22 protein-coding genes and 1 pseudogene are annotated in these 20,233 nt (G+C 65.5%); 12 read left to right on the top strand and 11 right to left on the bottom strand.

What is annotated here, in order from left to right; genetic code table 11:
• From AC1VAN_RS04590 to AC1VAN_RS04600, 3 genes are all read right to left on the bottom strand, one after another.
• Positions 1 to 234: glutathione S-transferase N-terminal domain-containing protein (locus tag AC1VAN_RS04590; RefSeq protein ID WP_480985347.1), on the bottom strand; the 234-nt coding region annotated here is incomplete at its 3' end.
• Positions 235 to 398: 164 nt separating this feature from the next.
• Positions 399 to 956: a GNAT family N-acetyltransferase gene (locus tag AC1VAN_RS04595; RefSeq protein WP_480985348.1), complete on the bottom strand. Its 558-nt coding sequence runs from the start codon at positions 954 to 956 to the stop codon at positions 399 to 401.
• Between the two features lie 98 nt (positions 957 to 1,054).
• Positions 1,055 to 1,894 carry a glycine zipper 2TM domain-containing protein gene (locus tag AC1VAN_RS04600; RefSeq protein ID WP_025876774.1) on the bottom strand — a complete coding sequence of 280 codons (840 nt, stop codon included), beginning with the start codon at positions 1,892 to 1,894 and terminating at the stop codon, positions 1,055 to 1,057.
• Positions 1,895 to 2,057: 163 nt separating this feature from the next.
• Here AC1VAN_RS04600 and AC1VAN_RS04605 point away from each other — a divergent pair, with 163 nt between their 5' ends.
• Both AC1VAN_RS04605 and AC1VAN_RS04610 read left to right on the top strand, forming a co-directional pair.
• Positions 2,058 to 2,273: a DUF6116 family protein gene (locus tag AC1VAN_RS04605; RefSeq protein ID WP_442251775.1), complete on the top strand. Its 216-nt coding sequence runs from the start codon at positions 2,058 to 2,060 to the stop codon at positions 2,271 to 2,273.
• A complete protein-coding gene (locus AC1VAN_RS04610) occupies positions 2,270 to 3,040 on the top strand; it encodes a TatD family hydrolase (protein ID WP_442251776.1) in 771 nt (256 codons plus the stop codon). The genes AC1VAN_RS04605 and AC1VAN_RS04610 overlap by 4 nt, the downstream gene beginning before the upstream one ends.
• 78 nt (positions 3,041 to 3,118) lie before the next feature.
• On the opposite strand, the gene AC1VAN_RS04615 is transcribed toward AC1VAN_RS04610, so the two are convergent.
• Positions 3,119 to 3,946: a tRNA threonylcarbamoyladenosine dehydratase gene (locus AC1VAN_RS04615; RefSeq protein ID WP_032978845.1), complete on the bottom strand. Its 828-nt coding sequence runs from the start codon at positions 3,944 to 3,946 to the stop codon at positions 3,119 to 3,121.
• A 79-nt stretch (positions 3,947 to 4,025) separates the two neighbouring features.
• Between AC1VAN_RS04615 and AC1VAN_RS04620 the strand changes: the two genes are divergently transcribed.
• A complete protein-coding gene (locus AC1VAN_RS04620) occupies positions 4,026 to 4,460 on the top strand; it encodes a cytochrome c (protein WP_025876769.1) in 435 nt (144 codons plus the stop codon).
• Between the two features lie 130 nt (positions 4,461 to 4,590).
• A complete protein-coding gene (locus AC1VAN_RS04625) occupies positions 4,591 to 5,085 on the top strand; it encodes a glycine zipper 2TM domain-containing protein (protein WP_032978839.1) in 495 nt (164 codons plus the stop codon).
• A gap of 88 nt (positions 5,086 to 5,173) precedes the next feature.
• Here the strand turns inward: AC1VAN_RS04625 and AC1VAN_RS04630 are convergent, their stop codons facing one another.
• Positions 5,174 to 5,383, bottom strand: a complete 210-nt coding sequence (locus AC1VAN_RS04630; protein WP_025876765.1) for a cold-shock protein — start codon at positions 5,381 to 5,383, stop codon at positions 5,174 to 5,176.
• 237 nt (positions 5,384 to 5,620) lie between these two features.
• Between AC1VAN_RS04630 and AC1VAN_RS04635 the strand changes: the two genes are divergently transcribed.
• From AC1VAN_RS04635 to arsC, 3 genes are all read left to right on the top strand, one after another.
• Positions 5,621 to 6,106: a DUF456 domain-containing protein gene (locus AC1VAN_RS04635; protein ID WP_480985357.1), complete on the top strand. Its 486-nt coding sequence runs from the start codon at positions 5,621 to 5,623 to the stop codon at positions 6,104 to 6,106.
• Positions 6,107 to 6,228: 122 nt separating this feature from the next.
• Entirely contained in the window at positions 6,229 to 7,383 is a 1,155-nt protein-coding gene (locus tag AC1VAN_RS04640; RefSeq protein ID WP_480985349.1) for a phospholipase A, read from the top strand.
• Positions 7,383 to 7,724, top strand: coding sequence for an arsenate reductase (glutaredoxin) (arsC, locus tag AC1VAN_RS04645; RefSeq protein ID WP_032978833.1), 342 nt, complete (start codon positions 7,383 to 7,385; stop codon positions 7,722 to 7,724). The genes AC1VAN_RS04640 and arsC overlap by 1 nt, the downstream gene beginning before the upstream one ends.
• A gap of 49 nt (positions 7,725 to 7,773) precedes the next feature.
• Here arsC and AC1VAN_RS04650 read toward each other — a convergent pair whose 3' ends face one another.
• The 3 genes and pseudogenes from AC1VAN_RS04650 to AC1VAN_RS04660 form a co-directional block, all read right to left on the bottom strand.
• A complete protein-coding gene (locus AC1VAN_RS04650) occupies positions 7,774 to 8,409 on the bottom strand; it encodes a glutathione S-transferase family protein (RefSeq protein ID WP_480985350.1) in 636 nt (211 codons plus the stop codon).
• A gap of 53 nt (positions 8,410 to 8,462) precedes the next feature.
• Positions 8,463 to 8,705, bottom strand: a pseudogene (locus AC1VAN_RS04655) (hypothetical protein); the annotation flags it as partial.
• Positions 8,706 to 9,101: 396 nt separating this feature from the next.
• The gene (locus AC1VAN_RS04660; RefSeq protein WP_480985351.1) at positions 9,102 to 10,619 is read right to left on the bottom strand and encodes a fumarate hydratase; all 1,518 of its coding nucleotides are present in this window, start codon (positions 10,617 to 10,619) and stop codon (positions 9,102 to 9,104) included.
• A 147-nt stretch (positions 10,620 to 10,766) separates the two neighbouring features.
• Between AC1VAN_RS04660 and AC1VAN_RS04665 the strand changes: the two genes are divergently transcribed.
• Complete coding sequence (locus tag AC1VAN_RS04665; protein ID WP_032978828.1) at positions 10,767 to 11,663, top strand: RNA polymerase sigma-70 factor; 897 nt, start codon at positions 10,767 to 10,769, stop codon at positions 11,661 to 11,663.
• Between the two features lie 36 nt (positions 11,664 to 11,699).
• On the top strand, positions 11,700 to 12,149 hold the full coding sequence (locus AC1VAN_RS04670; RefSeq protein ID WP_032978827.1) for a carboxymuconolactone decarboxylase family protein: 450 nt from the start codon (positions 11,700 to 11,702) through the stop codon (positions 12,147 to 12,149).
• A gap of 58 nt (positions 12,150 to 12,207) precedes the next feature.
• Here the strand turns inward: AC1VAN_RS04670 and AC1VAN_RS04675 are convergent, their stop codons facing one another.
• Entirely contained in the window at positions 12,208 to 13,968 is a 1,761-nt protein-coding gene (locus AC1VAN_RS04675; RefSeq protein WP_480985352.1) for a sulfatase-like hydrolase/transferase, read from the bottom strand.
• Positions 13,969 to 14,223: 255 nt separating this feature from the next.
• Between AC1VAN_RS04675 and AC1VAN_RS04680 the strand changes: the two genes are divergently transcribed.
• Both AC1VAN_RS04680 and AC1VAN_RS04685 read left to right on the top strand, forming a co-directional pair.
• Positions 14,224 to 16,077, top strand: coding sequence for an ABC transporter ATP-binding protein (locus AC1VAN_RS04680; RefSeq protein ID WP_480985353.1), 1,854 nt, complete (start codon positions 14,224 to 14,226; stop codon positions 16,075 to 16,077).
• Positions 16,078 to 16,156: 79 nt separating this feature from the next.
• Complete coding sequence (locus AC1VAN_RS04685) at positions 16,157 to 16,936, top strand: ferredoxin--NADP reductase (protein ID WP_480985354.1); 780 nt, start codon at positions 16,157 to 16,159, stop codon at positions 16,934 to 16,936.
• Here AC1VAN_RS04685 and AC1VAN_RS04690 read toward each other — a convergent pair.
• Positions 16,903 to 17,373: a glutathione peroxidase gene (locus AC1VAN_RS04690; protein ID WP_480985355.1), complete on the bottom strand. Its 471-nt coding sequence runs from the start codon at positions 17,371 to 17,373 to the stop codon at positions 16,903 to 16,905. The two genes, AC1VAN_RS04685 and AC1VAN_RS04690, sit on opposite strands and share 34 nt — an antisense overlap.
• A 159-nt stretch (positions 17,374 to 17,532) precedes the next feature.
• Between AC1VAN_RS04690 and AC1VAN_RS04695 the strand changes: the two genes are divergently transcribed.
• Positions 17,533 to 19,701 (top strand): M3 family metallopeptidase, encoded by a 2,169-nt coding sequence (locus AC1VAN_RS04695; protein ID WP_032978818.1) that lies wholly within the window; start codon positions 17,533 to 17,535, stop codon positions 19,699 to 19,701.
• Between the two features lie 141 nt (positions 19,702 to 19,842).
• On the opposite strand, the gene AC1VAN_RS04700 is transcribed toward AC1VAN_RS04695, so the two are convergent.
• Positions 19,843 to 20,233: class I SAM-dependent methyltransferase (locus tag AC1VAN_RS04700; RefSeq protein WP_480985356.1), on the bottom strand; the 391-nt coding region annotated here is incomplete at its 5' end.

Genomic DNA, 20,233 nt, shown 5'->3' on the forward strand with positions numbered 1-20,233 from the left:
GAACAGGATCGCATTGGACTCGGTCAGCACGCGGCCGTCGTCGCGCACGATCAACGGCACCTTGGCATTGGGGTTGAGGGCAAGAAATTCCGCTGTATGGGTCTGGCCGTGGGCGCTGTCCACCTCCACCCAGCGGTAGCGGCTGCCGAGCTGTTCCAGCAGCAGGCGCACCTTGTGGCAATTGCCCGAGACCGACATGCCATGCACCGTCAACGCAATGCGTTCTTCCACCATTGCCTGCTCCAGGGAGATCCCGGCCTGCAGCCGGCTGTCCGCAGTCTGGCAAGCAGCTTGGCGATTGCCAAGCGCGGGTGCAGCATGGCGATTCGGTTGTGCCGGCCGCTGGCCGGCAACCTCGATGCAGCTGGATTCGTGCGAATGCCGGCCAGCGGCCGACACTACCGGACAGCGCTCAGCTGTGCGCGCTGTTGCCACTGCCCGCGCGATTGCCCCCAGATTTCAAGCGGCTTGCCTTCATAGGGCGGTGGCAACTGCCCCATGCGCAGCAGCGTACTGCCGAGCTTGCGTGCAACCACCTTCGAATTTTCGTTGTCTTCGGCGATGGTGTGGATCACCTCATCCCAGTCCAACGTATCGAACGCCCAGTCGATGGCTRCGATCGCCGCCTCCGGTGCGTAGCCCTTGCCCCAGCTGGCCCGTCGGATGCTCCAGCCGACCTCGGTGCCGGGCCAGTCCTGCGGCTGCCACGGCCCCATGCGACCGATCCATTCACCGCTGGATTTCTCGATCACGCTGAACATCGAGAAGCCGAACAGCTGCCATGCGCCGGCCAGGCTGCAGAAGCTGCGCCATGCCACCGAGGGCGCCTGCACACCGCCCAGCGTGCGCATCACCTCCTCATCGGCGCAGAACGCCAGATAGGGGGCGTAGTCCTGCCGCTGCGGCGGACGCAGGATCAGGCGTTCGGTTTCGATGCGCAGGTCAAAGATGCTCATGGCGTCATGGTAGAGCCACACCACGCGTGGATGAACCCCACCCATAAAAAAACAGGCCAGCAGAGGCTGGCCTGTTCGTTACCGATGTTGCCGGAGAATTACTGACGGTTCGCGGTCGCGTCGCCGGCTGCAGCCGTCTGGGTGACCAGCTGCCCATCCACTACCGGCAGGCGATCGCTGGCCGGCTTGTTGTCCATACGCACGGTCTTCTCTGCGCCGTCGTAGCGGTAGGTCACGTTGTAGCCCTTGACCACGTCACTGGTGCCCATGGCAATGCGGTTGCCCGGCTTGCTGCCCATGCGCATGGTGCCGGTGGTGCCGTCTTCATTGCGGTAGGTCACGTTGTAGCCGGTGACACGGCTCGACTCGGAGGTCGCCGTTTCGGTGTGGCACTGGCGCTCGGTGCGGTTGACCACGCGGCCACCCACATGGCGCTTGTCGACCTGGTTGCCGATGAAGCCACCGGCCACGGCACCGGCAGCGGTCGCGGCCTTCTTGCCATTGCCGCCACCCACCTGGTTGCCCAGCAGGCCACCGACCACGGCACCGACCACGGTGCCACCGACGTTGCCATCACGCTCGGGCAGGCGTTCCTGCACCACCACGTCCTGGCAGACCTCATGCGGGGTCTGGGTGGTGGACGTCTCGCGTACCGGATCGGTGCCGATCACGGTGGCATAGGCCTTCTGCTTCTCGGTGATCGGATCGACCTTCAGCACATCGGCGTATTCCAGGCCACGCGGCGCACTGGCGTCCACTGCGTCGCCACGTGCGCCATCGTCGGTGGCATTGCCATCGACAAGCCGCGATTCACTCGGGTTTCCGGCGCTCAGCTGCTCCGGCGACTTGTCGCCGCTCTTCATGAAGGCGGCGGTGGCGATACCACCGACCAGCAGCGCGCCCGCTGCGACCAGGACAGTTGTAGTTGTGCTTTTCATGACCTGCTCCTTGCGGACCGTCCGCAACGTTCTCAGGCCAGATTGCAGCATGCGGTGCCTGAACGGAATCTCCACATTTCCTGCTCACCGCCGTAACCCATTCAGCATCTGGAAATGCTGGGCCCGTGGTAGCGTTTGCACATTCCCCAGGAGGACCTCCGCCATGGCCAACCCGATGCTGCTGCCGGTCCTGCAATGGGCACGCCAGCTGCGCTACCCCACCCTGTTCAAGCTGACCGCGGGCCTGTTCGCGCTGACCCTGTTCATCCCCGACCCGATTCCGTTCGTCGACGAACTGATGCTGGGCTTTGGCACCCTGCTGCTGGCCAACTGGAAGAGCCGCAGCGCGACCACGCCACCGCCCCTGGAGCAGCGTTGAACCTGCTGGTCGACAGCCACTGCCACCTGGATGCCAGCGAATTCGACGTTGACCGCGAGGCGGTCATCGAGCGCGCACGCGCTGCCGGCGTGCAGTGGCAGGTGGTTCCGGCGGTCACTGCGGCCAGCTGGCCAAAGCTGCGCGAGGTCTGCCAGCAGGCGATGGGGCTCTACCCCGCCTATGGCCTGCACCCGATGTTCCTGGACCAGCACCGGCCAGAACACCTGCCGCAGCTGCGTGAATGGATCGAACAGGAGCAGCCCTGCGCGATCGGCGAATGCGGGCTGGATTTCTTCGTCGAGGGCCTGGATGCCGAGGTCCAGCAGGACTATTTCCTCGGCCAGCTGACGCTGGCGCGCGAGTTTGACCTGCCGGTGATCGTGCATGCCCGCCGTGCAGTGGATGCGGTGATCACCGCGATCCGCCGCATCGGTGGCCTGCGCGGGGTGGTGCACAGTTTTTCCGGCAGCCCGGAACAGGCCGCACAATTGCACAAGCTGGGATTCCTGCTTGGCCTGGGCGGACCGTTGACCTACGAGCGAGCGCAGCGCTTGCAGCGGCTTGTCCGCACGATGCCACTGGAGCAGTTGCTGCTGGAGACCGATGCGCCGGACCAGCCCGACGCGGGTATCCGTGGCCAGCGCAATGAGCCGGCGCGGCTGGCGGTCATCGCCCGCCACATCGCCGCACTGCGCGGGATGGAACTGGATGCAGTGGCGCAGGCCACCACGGACAACGCACGGCGGCTGTTCAACCTGCCCACCTGACCGGTAGCGCCGGGCCATGCCCGGCGGCATTGTGCTGGTCGCGCTGTGCGCTCGCCTGGCCTGGCCCGGCGCTACCGATCACGCGTCGGCGTGATCCTCGGGCACTTCGGCCTTCACCTTCTTCGGCTCCAGCAGCATCTCCAGCGCCTTGCCCACGGCCGCGAACGCAAACGCGCCGGTGATGTGGGTGGCCGCGCCCAGGCCGGCGCCGCAATCGAGCTTCAGGGCCGCATCCGCGCCCAGGTTCGGCCGCAGGCCACAGACGCTGCCGTCGGCCTGCGGATATTTCACGTTTTCCAGCGAATACACCGCCGGCACGCCGAAATAGCGCTTGGCATTCTTCGGGAAGTTGAATTCGCTGCGCAGCTTCTTGCGGATCAGCGCCAGCATCGCGTCATGCTCGGTGCGCGAGACATCGCGGATGCGAACCAGGGTGGGATCGGTACGGCCGCCAGCCGCGCCGACGGTCAGCAACGGCAGCTTGCGGCGGCGGCACCAGGCGATGGTTTCCACCTTCACCCGGAAGCTGTCGCAGGCATCGATCACCAGGTCGAAACCGCGGTCCAGCAGTTCGGCCATGTTGGCCGGGGTCAGGAACGCCTGCACGGCGTCGACCTCGATCTGCGGATTGATCGCCCGGCAGCGCTCGGCCATGGCCTCGGCCTTGTTGCGGCCGTAGTTGCCTTCCAGCGCCGGCAGCTGGCGGTTGGTATTGGATACGCAGATGTCATCGGCATCGATCAGGGCCAGATGGCCCACCGCCGAGCGCGCCAGCGCCTCCACCACCCACGAGCCGACGCCGCCCATGCCGACCACGGCAACACGGCTGCCCTGCAGGCGCTCGAGCGCGCCGACGCCATACAGCCGTTCAATACCGGCGAAGCGTTGTTTGACCTGTTCGTTCATCCAGCTATTTTAACGTGCAGGTCCCCTGACTACAGCACGACGACGCCGAACCCACCGTTGCACGCCCGGAGCGCCCGCCATGAGTGCCAGCCCACCCCGCCGCCCGTCCACCGCCTACCGCTATCTGTTCGTGCTCGGCCTGGGCCTGCTGATCGGCCTGATTGCCACGGTGATGGTCGGCCGCGCACTGCAGGCACGCCGCGATCCGTTCCCGGACAGCCTGATGCAGGTAATGCAGCGGCAGGCGGATCTGCTGCAGCAGGCTCAGCAGCAGAACCGCTGCAGCCTGGCCGACAGCGTCCCGCGCTTGCAGGTGCTGCGCCTGCTGTCCAACGATCTGGACCAGGCCTTCCCCGGATTGAAGGACAGCCGGCAGTTCCAGCAGCACGCCAGCCAGTACCGGGCCGATCTCAATGCGGCATTGGCCAGCCCGCCCATCGACTGCAACGCGTTGGCGCAGCAGGTCCAGGCACTGCAGGACGATTGCCGGGCCTGTCATCAGGACTTCCGCTGATTCATCTTCGAGTGGGCGAAGGCCGAGGTGGTTGGCGCCTTGTTCACGTTGGAAAGAGGAGGATTCGCTCACCCTGCTGCATGACGCAGTACCACCCAACGCACCCGCCTTCACGGCCAGGAGATGCCCCATGAAGATCCAGCTCATCGCCGCCAGTGTCATCGCAACCGTCGGCCTGGCCGGCTGTGCCACCTCGCCGGGCTACGGCGGTGGTGGTTACAACAACGGCTACAACAACGGCGGCTACGGCAACAACTCCGGTTACAACCAGGGCCGTTGCGCCGACTGCGGCATCGTCACCCGCATCAATGCCGTGCAGTCCGGCCGTACCGCGCCTTCCGCCACCGGCGCGATCCTCGGCGGCATCGTCGGCGCGGTTGCCGGCCATGAGATCTCCGACCACACCGGCGGCAGCCGCGGCAACAAGAACATCGCCGCCGCCGCTGGCGCCGTGGGTGGCGCATTGGCGGGCAACCAGATCCAGAAGAACGTCACCAGCGATACGTATGACATCAGCGTGCGCATGGATGACGGCCGCACCATCGTGGTCAACCAGCGCGACCTCGGCGGCATCCGCGAAAACACCTATGTCCGCGTGGTCAACGGCAAGGTCATCCTGCGCTGAACCGCAGCGGGCCCCGGCCGATCAGAACCGGAGCAACAAAAAAAGGCCCGCTTGCGCGGGCCTTTTTCATGCCGGCAAGCGGCAGGTATTACGCCGGCTGGACCTTGTCGGCCTGCAGGCCCTTCTGGCCCTGCACCACTTCAAAGCTCACAGCCTGGCCTTCCTTGAGGCTCTTGAAGCCCTGGGTCTCGATGGCACGGAAGTGCACGAACACATCCTCGCCATTCTGCCGGCTGATGAAGCCGAAGCCCTTGGCATCATTGAACCACTTCACGGTACCGTTCTCGCGATCAGCCATCTCACTAACTCCCTTTGACTCTCTACTTGTTGTTGGATACGCCTGTTGGGCGGCTGACAAGCAAGGGGGAAGCGAGGTGCATCGATGCAGCGGATCGGAACGATCTTGCTTCATCAGGCCACGATCCACGGTGACCTTGCCAAGCTCAGCGACTGCAACTTAACCCGACCAAAACGAAAAAGCAACTGGCAAAAACCTTTCACTGTCAACCCCAAAAAGACAACCATACTGGACAGCATGGACCTCTCATTCATCTTGTATCTGCTAGCGGTCATTTTTGTCCTCATCGGCATCGCCGGTATCGTCCTGCCGGCCCTGCCGGGCATCCCGCTGGTCTTCATCGGGCTGGTGCTGGGGGCCTGGGCAGACGGCTTCGTCCACGTCGGCTGGCCCACCCTGCTGATCCTCGGCGTGCTGACCGCGCTGTCGCTGCTGGTCGACGTGCTGGCGACCGTGGTTGGCGCCAAGCGCGTGGGCGCCAGCCGCAAAGCGCTCTGGGGCACCTTCATCGGCAGCATCGTCGGCCTGTTCTTCATGCCGATCGGATTGTTCGCCGGGCCGTTGCTGGGCGCGCTGCTGGGCGAGTACTGGCATACCCGCGAGCTCGGCCGCTCGACCAAGGTCGGGCTGGCCACGTGGCTGGGCATCCTGCTGGGCCTGGCGCTGRAGCTGGCGCTGGTGATCGCGATGCTGGGCCTGTTCGCCTTCGCCTGGTTCCTGTGAGGCATGCTTCCTTCACGCAGCGCGCACGCACACGCCGGGCATAAACCCGTGGGGCTGGCCGTTACCGGATGCAGCCGCCACACTGTCCCTCTTTCCGCATTCATTCCGAAGGGCCTGCTGCAATGACCCTCTCTCCGTTGTTTCCCCGTCTTGCACCGCTGGCGTTGGCCCTGGCCAGCGCGCCACTGGCAGCGCAGGAATTCGCGCCCAGCGCCGAGGCCTCGCCGGCCGCCTGCGCAGCCATCACGACCGATGCTGCCCGTCTGGCCTGCTACGACCGCCAGTTCGGGCGCACGCCTCAGGCCACCGCCGAAGCTGATGCGGCCGCCGAAGCCGCCGCACAGGCACGTCGCGAGCAGCGCGACACCACGCGGGTGAGCCAGGGCGAGGAGAAGCTGCGCGAGCGTGTCAGCGATCTGTTCCGGTCCGAAGCGCCGGACAGCGCACTTGCCAATGCCGGCCGCGGTTCGCTGCTGGACAGCCGCTGGGAACTGGCCGAGGACTCCAAGCTGGGCCCGTTCCAGCTGCGCGCGTACAAGCCTGTCTACCTGCTGCCGGCATTCTGGACCAGCGACCGCAACACCATGCCGCACTCGCCGAACCCGGCCAACAGCGTGACCACCCCGCAGGTGCTGGACAGCGCTGAGCTGAAGTTCCAGATCAGCTTCAAGACCAAGATCGCCGAGAACCTGTTCGGCGACAACGGCGATATCTGGGCGGGCTATACCCAGAGTTCGCGCTGGCAGGCCTACAACGGCGAGGACTCGCGCCCGTTCCGCGAGACCAACTACGAGCCGGAAGTGATGATGGTGTTCCGCAACGGCTACTCGATCGGTGGCTGGCGTGGGCGGATGACCGGCATCAGCCTCAACCACCAGTCCAACGGCCGTGCCGATCCGCTGTCGCGCAGCTGGAACCGGGTGATCCTCAACGTCGGCCTCGACCGCGAGAACTGGGCACTGGTGCTGCGCCCCTGGTACCGCATTCCCGAGACCCRCAGCGACGACAACAACCCGGACATCGAGGACTACATGGGCCGCGGCGACGCGACCCTGACCTGGAACCACAAGGGTCACGAGGTCTCGTTGATGGCACGTCATTCGCTGCGCACCGGTGACCGCTCGCACGGCGCGCTGCAGCTGGACTACGGCTTCCCGATCAGCAACCTGCTGCGTGGCCATGTGCAGATCTTCGACGGCTATGGCGAGAGCCTGATCGATTACAACCACAAGGCGACCTACGTCGGCGTGGGCGTGTCCCTGCTGGAGTGGTTCTGATGGATGTGACGATCTGGCACAACCCCGCGTGCAGCAACTCGCGCGGGGCGCTCCAGCTGATCCGCGACGCCGGTTTCGAGCCGGTGGTGATCGACTATCTCGGCAGCCCGCCCGACGTGGCCACGCTGCGCCAGGTACTGGCCGAATCCGGCCTGGCCGCGACCGGGCTGGTGCGCAGCAAGGAACCCGAGTTTGCCGCACTGGGTCTGCAGGGAAGCGATGACGACGCCCTGCTGGCCGCGATGGCCACCCACCCACGGCTGATCAACCGCCCGGTGGTACGCACCGCGAAGGGTACCCGCCTGTGCCGCCCCCCGGAAACGGTGCTGGAGATCCTGTAACCCGCCCCGCTTTGGTAGAGCCGAGCCATGCTCGGCTCTACAGAACGGGTTACCGCCAGTCGGTGATGCCTTCGCGGCGATAGACCTCGGCGAACGCCGGGYGCGCCTTCAGGCGATCCGCATACGCCTTCAATACCGGCCAGTGGTCGCTGGGGGTGGGCATGTTGCGTGACCAGCGCATCAACATCACCAGCATGAAATCGACCACGCCCGGCGCATCGCCGAGCAGGTAGGGACCGCCGTCCTGCAGGTGTGCGGCAACGTGCTGCCACGCTGCCTCCAGCTGCTGCCGTGCCATCGTACGCACGGCCTCGATGCACTCGCCACCCGCTGCTTCATGCGGATAGAACCAGGCGCGGTAGGCCGGCTGCACGGTGTTGGCGCACCAGAACATCCAGCGATAGGCCTCGCCGCGTGCCGGCGTGCCGACGACAGGCAACAACCCTGCCTGCGGATGACGGTCTGCCAGATACAGCGCGATCGCGGCCGCCTCGGTCAGTACATGGCCGTCGATCAACAGGGTCGGCACCCTGCCCGCCGGATTGAGCGCCAGGTAGCCAGCTGATTTGTGCTCGCGCGTTTCGAAATCGAGCAGCACCAGTTCGTGCTCGATGCCGAGCTCGATCAGCAGCCAATGCACCACCAGCGAGGCGGTGCTGGTGGAACCATACAAGGTGGTGCGCATAGGACCTGTCCTGGGCGGGGAACGGCTGATTATGCGCGCTGTCCCCGGCGTGGTCAGCCGCAGGTGCTCATGCAGGTATCACGACGCTCGCCGCAGCCCATCATCGGTGCGCGCAGCGTGCAGTCGTGCGCCTTCAACTCGCAGGAACGGCGCAGTTCCGGATGCTCGATGTCCTTGCAGCGCTGGTCCGGCGTCGGTGCCACCTGCTGCTCGCAGCTGGACTGGCGGCTGCCGATCCCCTGGCCTTCGGCCATGCAGCTGCGATAGCTGGCCTGGCACTGCATCTGGCACTGGGCACCGGGCCCTCGCAACGATGCCGCATCTTCTCGTCAGCGATGTCACTGCATCTGTCGATGACGCGCTCCTTGTCCGACTGACAGCTCTGCTGCGCCATCTCGGCCATCGAACGTGCCTGATCCGCGCACTGCATGTGCCGCTGCGTACACCCCGCTGCACACACGCGGCCGGCCTCGCTGGTGGGTTGCTTGACGTAATACTGCGGCGCGCAGCCCACCATCAAGGCAAGGGCGGCTGCGGCGAAAACATTGCGTATTCCTTGACGCACAAACAGCTTCCCTTGCCTGGCAACGCGCACACCCTAGCAAAGCCGCACGGTTGCAGTCGTTAAACGGAGAACGGCGCCACCCGGGCGCCGTTCTGCAATCGGACGGGCGTGGTCGACGCCGCGCCGATCACTCCACCACGACAGGAATCTTGCCGATGCGGGCCTGCCACTCGCGCGGGCCGGTCTTGTGCACCGACTCGCCGGTGGAATCGACGGCCACGGTCACCGGCATGTCTTCCACGGTGAACTCGTAGATCGCTTCCATGCCCAGGTCCGCAAAGCCGACGACCTTGGCCGCCTTGATCGCCTTGGACACCAGATAGGCCGAACCACCGACGGCCATCAGGTAGGCCGACTTGTGCTTCTTGATGGCYTCGATCGCRGCCGGRCCRCGCTCGGCCTTGCCGACCATGCCCARSAGKCCGGTCTGKGCCAGCACCTGCTCGGTGAACTTGTCCATGCGGGTGGCGGTGGTSGGRCCGGCCGGGCCTACCACTTCGTCGCGCACCGGATCGACCGGGCCGACGTAGTAGATGAAGCGCCCCTTCAGATCGACCGGCAGTTCCTCGCCCTTGTTSAGCATSTCGACCATGCGCTTGTGCGCGGCGTCRCGGCCGGTCAGCAKCTTGCCSKWSAGCAGCASGGTYTSGCCCGGCTTCCAGCTGGCCACGTCTTCCGGGGTGATCGTGTCCAGGTCCACGCGGGTGCCCTTGGACGCGTCGTAGGTCAGCTTCGGCCAGTCTTCCAGCGACGGCGGGTCCAGCATCACCGGGCCGCTGCCATCCAGGGTGAAGTGCGCATGGCGGGTGGCGGCGCAGTTCGGGATCATCGCCACCGGCAGGTTGGCCGCGTGGGTCGGGTAGTCGTTGATCTTGATGTCGAGCACGGTGGTCAGGCCACCCAGGCCCTGCGCACCGATACCCAGTGCGTTGACCTTCTCGTACAGCTCCAGACGCAGTTCCTCGATGCGGTTGGACGCACCACGGGCCTGCAGCTCGGTGATGTCGATCGGCTCCATCAGCGCTTCCTTGGCCAGCAGCATCGCCTTCTCGGCRGTGCCGCCGATGCCGATGCCGAGCATGCCCGGCGGGCACCAGCCCGCGCCCATGGTCGGCACGGTCTTCAGCACCCAGTCSACGATCGARTCGGACGGGTTGAGCATGGCGAACTTGGWCTTGGCTTCCGARCCRCCGCCCTTGGCSGCRACGATCACCTCSACGGTRTYRCCCGGCACCACCTTGACGTTGACCACGCCCGGGGTGTTGTCCTTGGTATTGATGCGCTTGCCGGCCGGATCGGCCAGCACCGAAGCGCGCAGCTTGTTGTCCGGGTACAGGTAGGCGCGGCGGATGCCTTCGTTGGCCATGTCCTCCACGCCCATGGTGGCGTCATCCCAGCGCACGTCCATGCCGATYTYCAGGAASACGKTGACGATGCCGGTGTCCTGGCAGATCGGCCGATGGCCTTCGGCGCACATCCGCGAGTTGATCAGGATCTGCGCGATCGCCTCCTTCGCTGCCGGCGACTCCTCGCGCTCATAGGCGGCGGCAAGGTTCTTGATGTAGTCGACCGGGTGGTAGTACGAGATGTACTGCAGCGCGTCGGCGACGGACTGGATGAGGTCTTCCTGCTTGATCGATGTCACGGATTGCTCGCTTGCTGAAGGCTGGCGGGGGTAATCCGCCCATTTTACCCCCTCCCTCGACCGTGGGGTGGTGGTGCCGGCCGCTGGCCGGCAAGATCCGACCCTGCCCTCTGTCACGCTGCGCCCCGCTGGCGCGTCCTTGCCCACATGAACGCCGAAACCGCCTTCCAGACCCACCGCCCACGCCTGATGGCGCTGGCCTACCGCCTTCTTGGCAGCCGCAGCGACGCCGAGGAYGTGGTSCAGGACGCCTGGCTGCGCTGGGCCGGCAGCGATTCGGCCGCCATCGTCGACCCCGAGGCCTGGCTGGTGACCACCACCACCCGGCTGGGGCTGGACCGGCTGCGGGCAGCCAAGCGTGAACGCACCCACTATGTCGGGCCGTGGCTGGCCGAACCGCTGGCGATCACCCTCGAACCCGACCCGGCGCCCGGCCCCGCGCAGCTGCACGCGCTGGCCGACGACGTCTCCGTGGCCTTCCTGACCCTGCTCGAACAGCTCGGACCGGAGGAGCGCGCCGCCTTCCTGCTGAAGGAAGCCTTCGACCACGACTACCGCGAGATTGCCGAGCTGATCGGCCACAGCGAGGCCAATTGCCGCCAGCTGGTGCACCGGGCGCGGCAGCGCCTGCAGTCTGGGCGGCCGCGCTTCAATGCCGATGCCAGCCAGCACCGGCAGCTGCTGGCGCGTTTCATGGACGCTTCCCAGCGTGGCGACAGCGAGGCCATCCAGGCGCTGCTGCATGCCAACGCACTGCTGGTTTCCGATGGCGGTGGCGTGGTCACCGCAGCGGTGCGACCACTGCGGGGTGCCGAGCGTATCGGCCGCCTGTACTGGGCCATCGCCCGTCGCGGCGCGGCGCATCCGGCACAGCTCGGCTACGTCAATGGCGAACCGGCGATCCTGCGTTTCGAAGGCGACCACCTGCACTCGATCACCACCATCGAGGTGGTCGATGGCCGCATCGCCAATCTCTACAGCGTGCTCAATCCAGAAAAACTGCCTGCGGTTGTCACGCGCCGCGATACCCCGGCGTCCTTGTAGTGAAAGGCGGCCACCGTGGCCGCCGTGGAGCCGAAAATGTCCGACCACGCCTCTCCCCGCGTTCCCTACACCCGCCTGGCCGCCGAGGCCTTCAAGGGCCTGCTGGCCACCAGCAAGGCAGTGCATGACAGTTCGATCGATCCGACGTTGATGGAACTGGTATTCCTGCGCGTTTCGCAGCTCAATGGCTGCGGCTACTGCATGGACATGCACGGCACCGCGCTGCGCAAGGGCGGCATCGAACCGCGCAAGCTGGATACGCTGCCCGCCTGGCACGAAAGCCGCTTCTTCGACGACCGCGAGCGCGCGGCGCTGGGCTGGGCCGAGGCGCTGACCCGGTTGACTGATGGCGCACCGTCGCAGGCGGCGTTCGATGCGCTGGCACCGCACTTTGATGAGAAAGGCATCAGTGACCTGAGCATGGGCATTGCAGTGATCAATGCCTGGAACCGGCTGGGGGCCGGGCTGTTGCCGCCGCTGCCCTGATTTCCCGCCCAAACGGGCCCTTCCGCTGCGAAGGGCCTTGATCCGGCCGCGCTGGCCTCTACTGCAGCAACTGCATCTGGCCGATGATCGCGGCATTCACCTCGCCGCGCAGGGGGGAAGCGTCGTGCACAGGTCGATACTGGCCATCACGCACTTCGATGCCATAAGGGCGCAGCAGTATCGCCATCGATCCAAGCCGTACGCTGCGCGACGTCCATGATTCCACCAGCAACGGCCGCTGCGCGGGCAGCGGCCCGAAAAGATCCAGGCCGGCCGAATAGTCGCTGAAGGGCGCCGGGCAACCCAGCAGATGCCGCATCAGCGTGGGCGCCAGATCCATGTGACTGGTCACAGCAGGTTCGACCATCGGCGCCCGGCCGGGCCAGCGGATCAGTAGCGGAACCCGAGTCTGGTAATCACTGAAATTGCTGTTGTGCCCCCAGTCGTTCTGGCCGAGATCGTGGAACGATTCACCATGGTCGCTGGTGATGATGACGACCGTGTTGTCCGCCAGACCGGTGTGTTCCAGTGTCAGCAGTACATCGCCCAGCAAAGCGTCGGCTTTCAGCACGGCATTGCGGTAACGGTTGAACAGAGGGCCGGGGGCGGTGCGCCGCCCGACCCTGAGATGGTCGCCTGATCGCGCTTGCGGCAGGAATCGCCGTTCAGCGGCATCCGRCACGGCATAAGGCGTGTGAGCACTGTCCAGCAGCGCAAAGGCAAAGAAGGGGCGGGATGGATCGTGCGCCCGCAGGTCATCGCGCAGCTGTTCGATGACGTGTCGATCACGGCGGTCCTGCGGGGCATTGTCCGGAGCCGTGCGCAGCGGCGCATCCGTCTGCACGAACACCGCACGATCCAGCCGCGCGCCCTGCAGCGACGCACCGCCATACAGATGGAACTGGTAGTTGGCGCGGGCAAGCTGCTCCAGCAGCACGGGCCCGCGACGATGGTGAATCATCGTATCGGTGTGAAGCGCTGGCAGGCCGTAGAACAGACCGAACATGCCATGCATGGTGTTGTTTCCGGTGCTGTAGTGCCGGTCGGCACGCCAGGCCTGCTCGGCAAACCTCGACAGGTGGGGCATCTGTTGCGGCGAAAGCATGTCAAAGCGTAGCGAGTCGACCACCAGCAGCATTACATTCGGCGCTGACGGCGCCTGGCAGTGCAACGTTTTGCGCGGGTAGTTCAGCGCCGAGGCGGTTGCGGCACCTGCCTGCAGGCGGTCGTCGGCCGAAGCCGGGCCGGCCAGCCCCCATTGCGTCATCGTCCGGCGCGCGGTGGCGGTTTGCACCCATGGCACCCCCTGCACCGCAGCCAGCACAGCCCCCCCCTGGTTGGCGTCGTACCAGATCGCCATGCCCTGACTGACAATGAGCATGGGCAAGATTCCCAGCAACCAGCGTGGGCGTAACGCCCAGCGCCGGACCCATGATGATTGCAGCAGGCGCACCGCTCCCCACTGGGACACCACGATGGCCGTCACGGCCACTGCCATGGCAAGCCAGGCAGACACCGGCAGACCGAGCTGTTGCAACAATCCACCCTGCACCAGCAGCACCAGCACCAACCCGTTCAAGTGGAACCCGAACAGCTGGTACACACGCGAATCAACCAATACCAGCAACAACCAAGCGCTGGACAACGCCATCGTGAGTGGCACCGCCACTGGGCGCAGGGTGCGCCGCTGCAGGCATGCCCAGCCCGGAAGACAGCACATCAGCGCCGCCAGCCCAAGGTGCGAGATCGCCATAAGTGACACGAAAACGCGGCCATCCCACGTTGCCGGCCACTGCAGACTGCACAGCGTGGGCAGCAACGTGGCCACGGTAAGCACTACGACGTACAACGGCACCCATCCACGGGCGGACGGGGGCGCAAACACGGTACGGTTCTGCATGGTGTGAGGATCGAAGAACAAGCTCTCGACCCTAGAAGCCACGCTTCACGCGATTAATAGGAAAACTTGCAAATTCACGCGGTACCCCCAGCGTCCGCATCCCTGTTGCGCTTGCATTCAGCGCTGCATGCCCTGCATCGCGACGTTCACGCCCCCACAGCGCACAATGGTGCCATGCCTGCCGCTGCCGCCAAGAAACCCAGCCTGCGCCAACGCTTCAAGGCGATGCGCAACCTGCCGCCGTTCCTGCGCCAGGTGTGGCAGACCAGCCGCGCACTGACCCTGGCCAGCCTCGGCCTGCGCCTGATCCGTGCGCTGCTGCCGGTGGCGATGTTGTACGTCGGCAAGCTGATCATCGATACCGCCCTGCACCTGAGCCAGCACGGAGCCGGTTTTCCGCCGATGGGCGAGGCACTGTCCAGCGGCCTGCTCAATCCACTGCTCGGCCTGCTGGCACTGGAATTCGGCCTGGCGATCGCCTCGGACCTGCTCGGTCGGCTGGTCAGCTACGCCGATGCGCTGTTGTCGGAGCTGTTCGCCAACGCCACCAGCGTGCGCCTGATGGAACATGCGGCGACCCTGGACCTGGAGGATTTCGAGGACCCGGACCTGCAGGACAAGCTGGACCGCGCACGGCGCCAGACCATGGGCCGGATGAACCTGATGAGCCAGCTGTTCGGCCAGGTGCAGGATGCGATCACCGTTGCCAGCCTGGCCGTCGGCCTGCTGGTCTACGCACCGTGGCTGATCCTGCTGCTGGCGCTGGCGCTGGTGCCGGCCTTCATCGGCGAGTCGCACTTCAATGCGGCCGGCTACAGCCTCAACTTCCTGTGGACGCCGGAGCGCCGCCAGCTGGACTACCTGCGCCAGCTCGGTGCCAGCGTGGAGACGGCCAAGGAAGTAAAGATCTTCAACCTGCACCGGTTCCTGGTCGACCGCTACCGCAGCCTGTCGGCGGCACTGTTCCTGGCCAACCGCGCGCTTGCCCGGCGGCGGGCGTTCTGGGGCACGCTACTGGCCGCGCTGGGCACGCTGGGCTACTACACCGCGTATGCGTATATCGCCTGGCGCACGGTGCGTGGCGATTTCTCGATCGGTGACCTGACCTTTCTCGCCGGCAGCTTCCTGCGCCTGCGCCAGTTGCTGGAAGGCCTGCTGATCGGGTTCTCGCAGGTGGCCAGCCAGGCGCTGTACCTGGACGACCTGTATTCGTTCTTCCAGATTGAACCGGAAATCCACTCGCGCCAGGACGCGGTGCGCGTGCCGCAGCCGATCCGCGAGGGCTTCGTGTTCGAGGACGTGGGCTTCCGCTACCCCGATGCCGAGCAATGGGCCGTGCGCCACCTGGATTTCCACCTGCACGCGGGCGAAGTACTGGCGCTGGTCGGCGAGAACGGCGCGGGCAAGACCACCCTGGTCAAGCTGCTGGCACGCCTGTACGAACCGGACGAAGGCCGCATCCTGCTGGATGGGCGCGACCTGCGCGACTACGACCTGGACGACCTGCGCGCCAATCTGGGCGTGATCTTCCAGGATTTCGTGCGCTACAACCTCAGTGCCGGCGAGAACATCGGTGTCGGCCAGGTCGAAGCGATGGACGACCGCGCGCGGATCTCCGATGCCGCCCGCCGCGGCATGGCCGAGGAAGTGATCGCTGCCCTGCCCSRCGGCTAYGACCAGCAGATCGGCCGSCGCTTCCAGCAGGGCGTGGACCTGTCYGGYGGGCAGTGGCAGAAGATCGCCATYGCCCGTGCGTGGATGCGCGATGCACAGGTGATGATCCTGGACGAGCCCACCGCGGCACTGGACGCCCGCGCCGAGTTCGAGGTGTTCCAGCGGTTCAGGGAATTGGCGGATAATCGTACGGCAGTGCTGATTTCCCACCGCTTCTCTTCAGTACGCATGGCCGACCGCATCCTGGTGCTGGCCGATGGCCGGATCGAAGCCAGCGGCACGCACGAGCAGCTGATGGCACAGGGCGGCCGCTATGCCGAACTGTTCGAACTGCAGGCGGCCGGTTATCGCTGAGAACGCCTCTCGTTCCGCCTAATGAGAACCTGTCTCATTTGAGATAGAATTGTCCCGACGACTTCCGATAGATACGCCCATGTCCTCCGCTTTCGGCGCCGAAACGGTGCTTGAGGTCCGCCACTGGACCGACGCCTACTTCAGCTTCACCCTCACCCGTGACAGCGGTTTCCGCTTCGAGAACGGCCAGTTCGTGATGATCGRCCTGGAGACCGATGCGCGGCCGCTGCTGCGCGCGTACTCCATCGCCAGCGCCAACTGGGAAGAACAGCTGGAATTTTTCAGCATCAAGGTGCAGGACGGTCCGTTGACCTCGCGCCTGCAGCACATCAAGCCAGGCGACAAGGTACTGGTCGGCAGGAAGCCCACCGGCACCCTGCTGATCAGCGACCTGCACCCGGGCAAGCACCTGTACCTGCTGGGCACCGGCACCGGCCTGGCACCGTGGCTGTCGGTGATCAAGGACCCGGAGACCTACGAGCGCTTCGACAAGGTGATCCTGTGCCACGGTGTGCGCTACGAGAAGGACCTGGCCTATCGCGATTATTTCGAGAAGGAACTGCGCGAGCATGAGTTCCTGGGCGAAATGGTCGGCGACAAGCTGCTGTACTACCCGGCGGTGACCCGCGAGCCGTTCCCGAACCAGGGCCGCCTGACCTCGCTGATGGAAAGCGGCGAGATGCAGCGCACGCTCGGCCTGCCCGAGCTGAACCCSGAAAMCGACCGCGCSATGATCTGCGGCAGCCCGCAKATGCTGGCCGACCTGCGCACCGTGCTGGACAGCCGTGGCTTCCAGACTTCGCCGCGCATCGGTACGCCCGGGCACTACGTGTTCGAGCGCGCGTTCGTCGAGAAATAAGCCGCCTCGGTAGCGCCGGGCCATGCCCGGCGGTGGCGATCGACCAGGAACTTGCTGAAGTTCCACTTGATGCGGGCGATACCCAGCAGCCCGCGCTTCTGCTGCGACAGCCATGCCCACAGCGGGTCGGCACCCTCGCCATTGACCTCGATCTTCTGCGACAGCGGGAAGCTGACCGGGTAATCGATCGAACAGAACTGGCSGATCTGCGCGGCRTCGCCSGGCTCCTGCKYGCCGAACTGGTTGCAGGGAAATCCGATCACCACCAGGCCGCGATCACGATAGTCCTGCCACAGCTGTTCCAACCCGGTGTACTGCGGGGTAAAGCCACAGCGGCTGGCCACGTTGACCAGCAGCAGCGGACGGCCCTGGTACTGCGCCAACGCCTGCGGCTGGCCTTCAAGGTCGCGGAAGCTGAAATCGTAGGCAGTGGTCATGGCGGATGGCCGTGGGCGGTGATTGCATGGTACCCGGGCAGCCGCCCAGGGGGTGGCCCTGCTGCGGAGCGGCTTTGCCAACATGCCTTTTGACACAAGTGCGGGCGCGCCGGGCCGGGTTACCCTCGGGCCCTTGTTTGCCTTACCGGAGTATCGACCTTGACCACCCGCCTTGCCCTTGCCGTGGCCATGACCCTCGGCCTTGCCCTGCCCGCCTATTCGGCCAGCGCCGCCGCCCCGGCCGCCGCTGCCAATGCCCAGCAGGCCAATCCGTTCTTCGCCGACAGYCCGCTGCCGCTGCATTTCCCGCAGTTCGACAAGATCAAGGACAGCGACTTCGCCCCGGCCTTCGACGCCGGCATGGCGCAGCAGCTGAAGGAAGTGGAGGCGATCGCCAACACCAAGGCCAAGCCGACCTTCGACAACACCATCATCGCCCTGGAAAAGAGCGGTGACACCCTGGACCGCGCGACCACCGTGTTCTTCAGCCTGGTCGGCGCCGACACCAACGACACCCGCAAGAAGCTGCAGGCCGACTATTCGGCGAAGTTCGCCGCGCACAGCGATGCGATCGCGCTGAACGGCAAGCTGTTCGCACGCATCCAGGCGCTGTATGACAGCCGCACCACCCTGGGCCTGGACGCTGAAGGCGTGCGCCTGGTCGAGAAGTACTACGACAACTACGTGCGCGCCGGCGCCAAGCTGTCCGAGGCCGACAAGACCAAGCTGAAGGAAATGAACGCCGAGCTGGCCAACCTCGGCACCAAGTTCAGCCAGAACGTGCAGTCGGAAGTGAACGCTTCGGCGATCACCGTCAACGACGTCAAGGAACTGGACGGCCTGTCCAAGGAGCAGATCGCCGCTGCCGCCGAAGCCGCCAAGGCCCGTGGCCTGGACGGCAAGTACGTGATCACCCTGCTCAACACCACCGGCCAGCCGCCGCTGACCAACCTGGCCAACCGTGCCCTGCGCCAGAAGATCTACGAAGCGTCCACCACCCGCGGCAGCCGCGGCGGTGAGTTCGACAACACCGCGCTGGTCGCGCGCATCATGCAGCTGCGCGCCGACAAGGCCAAGCTGATGGGCTTTGCCAACTTCGCCGCCTACAACCTGACCAACCAGACCGCCAAGACCCCTGAAGCGGTCAATGCGATGCTCGGCAAGCTGGCCCCGGCAGCGGTGGCCAACGCCAAGCGCGAAGCCGCCGACCTGCAGGCAATGATCGACCAGGAACAGAAGGCCGCCGGCAAGCCGACCTTCAAGCTGGAGCCGTGGGACTGGGCCTTCTACAGCGAGAAGGTGCGCCAGGCCAAGTACAACTTCGACGAATCGCAGCTGAAGCCGTACTTCGAGATGAAGAACGTGCTGGAGAACGGCGTGTTCTTCGCCGCCAACCAGGAATTCGGCCTGACCTTCAAGCAGCGCACCGACCTGCCGGTCTACCACGATGACGTCACCGTCTATGACGTGTTCGATGCCGACGGCAGCCAGCTGGCGATCTTCATCTTCGACCCGTACGCACGCGCCTCCAAGCGCGGCGGTGCGTGGATGAACTCGTACGTCTCGCAGTCCAAGCTGACCGGTTTCAAGCCGGTGGTGGCCAATCACCTGAACATTCCCAAGCCGCCGGCCGGCCAGCCGACCCTGCTGACCTGGGATGAAGTGAGCACCACCTTCCACGAGTTCGGCCATGCCCTGCACGGCATGTTCTCGAACGTGAAGTATCCGTACTTCTCGGGCACCGCGGTGCCGCGCGACTTCGTCGAGTTCCCCTCGCAGGTCAACGAGATGTGGGCCGACAATCCGGCCATCCTGAAGAACTACGCCAAGCACTACCAGAACGGCTCGGCAATGCCGCAGGCACTGCTGGACAAGGTGCTGGCCGCGGCCAAGTTCAACCAGGGCTTTGCCACCACCGAGTACCTGGGCGCCGCCATGCTCGACCAGCGCTGGCACCAGATCGGCCCGGACCAGGTCCCGGCCGCCAAGGACGTGATGGCCTTCGAGCGCGCCGCGCTGGAGAAGGACGGCATCTACTATGCGCCGGTTCCGCCGCGCTACAGGACCCCGTATTTCAGCCACATCATGGGCGGCTACTCGGCCGGCTACTACGCCTACATCTGGTCGGAAGTGCTCGACGCCAACACCCAGAAGTGGTTCCGCGACAACGGCGGCCTGAGCCGCAAGAACGGCGACCACTTCCGCGCCACCCTGCTGTCCAAGGGTGGCAGCGTGGATGCGATGCAGCTGTTCCGCGATTTCGCCGGGCACGAGCCGCAGATCGAACCGCTGCTGGAAAAGCGTGGCCTGACCGGCACCGGCAACTGATCGCCGGCACCGCATAGCGTGAAACGAAAACCGCCCGGGAGACCGGGCGGTTTTTTTGTACGCCATCCACGCATTGCGTGGATCTACCGCAGGGTTGCGTGATCCCAGTAGATCCACGCCATGCGTGGATGCTCTTCCAGATCATCGCGGCGCCACGTATCCCCCGGGCACGCCCTCCGGCGACAGCACCAGCTGCCACAGCTGCGCATGCCGGCAGCGGAAGCTGGCCATCGATCCGGCCAGATAGAAGCGCCACATGCGCCGGAAATGCTCGTCATAACGTGCGTCCAGCCGTGGCCACGCCGCTTCCACGTTGCGCCGCCAAGCCTGCAGCGTCAGGTCGTAGTCGGTACCGAAGTTGTGCCAGTCCTCCAGCACGAAGCGCCCTTCGAACGCCCGGCTGATCTGCACCGCCGACGGCAGCATCGAATTGGGAAAGATGTAGCGGGCGATCCACGGATCGGTGCGGTGACGCGAAATGTTGCTGCCGATGGTATGCAACAGCAGCAGTCCCCGCGGCGAAAGACAGCGC

It is taken from the genome of Stenotrophomonas sp. 05L44_2, assembly GCF_056665995.1.

Bases quoted from the DNA above. Each gene is read 5' to 3' on its own strand.
- AC1VAN_RS04600 (WP_025876774.1), bottom strand. From the start codon at position 1,894: ATGAAAAGCACAACTACAACTGTCCTGGTCGCAGCGGGCGCGCTGCTG.
- AC1VAN_RS04605 (WP_442251775.1), top strand. From the start codon at position 2,058: ATGGCCAACCCGATGCTGCTGCCGGTCCTGCAATGGGCACGCCAGCTG.
- AC1VAN_RS04615 (WP_032978845.1), bottom strand. From the start codon at position 3,946: ATGAACGAACAGGTCAAACAACGCTTCGCCGGTATTGAACGGCTGTAT.
- AC1VAN_RS04620 (WP_025876769.1), top strand. From the start codon at position 4,026: ATGAGTGCCAGCCCACCCCGCCGCCCGTCCACCGCCTACCGCTATCTG.
- AC1VAN_RS04625 (WP_032978839.1), top strand. From the start codon at position 4,591: ATGAAGATCCAGCTCATCGCCGCCAGTGTCATCGCAACCGTCGGCCTG.
- AC1VAN_RS04630 (WP_025876765.1), bottom strand. From the start codon at position 5,383: ATGGCTGATCGCGAGAACGGTACCGTGAAGTGGTTCAATGATGCCAAG.
- arsC (WP_032978833.1), top strand. From the start codon at position 7,383: ATGGATGTGACGATCTGGCACAACCCCGCGTGCAGCAACTCGCGCGGG.
- AC1VAN_RS04670 (WP_032978827.1), top strand. From the start codon at position 11,700: ATGTCCGACCACGCCTCTCCCCGCGTTCCCTACACCCGCCTGGCCGCC.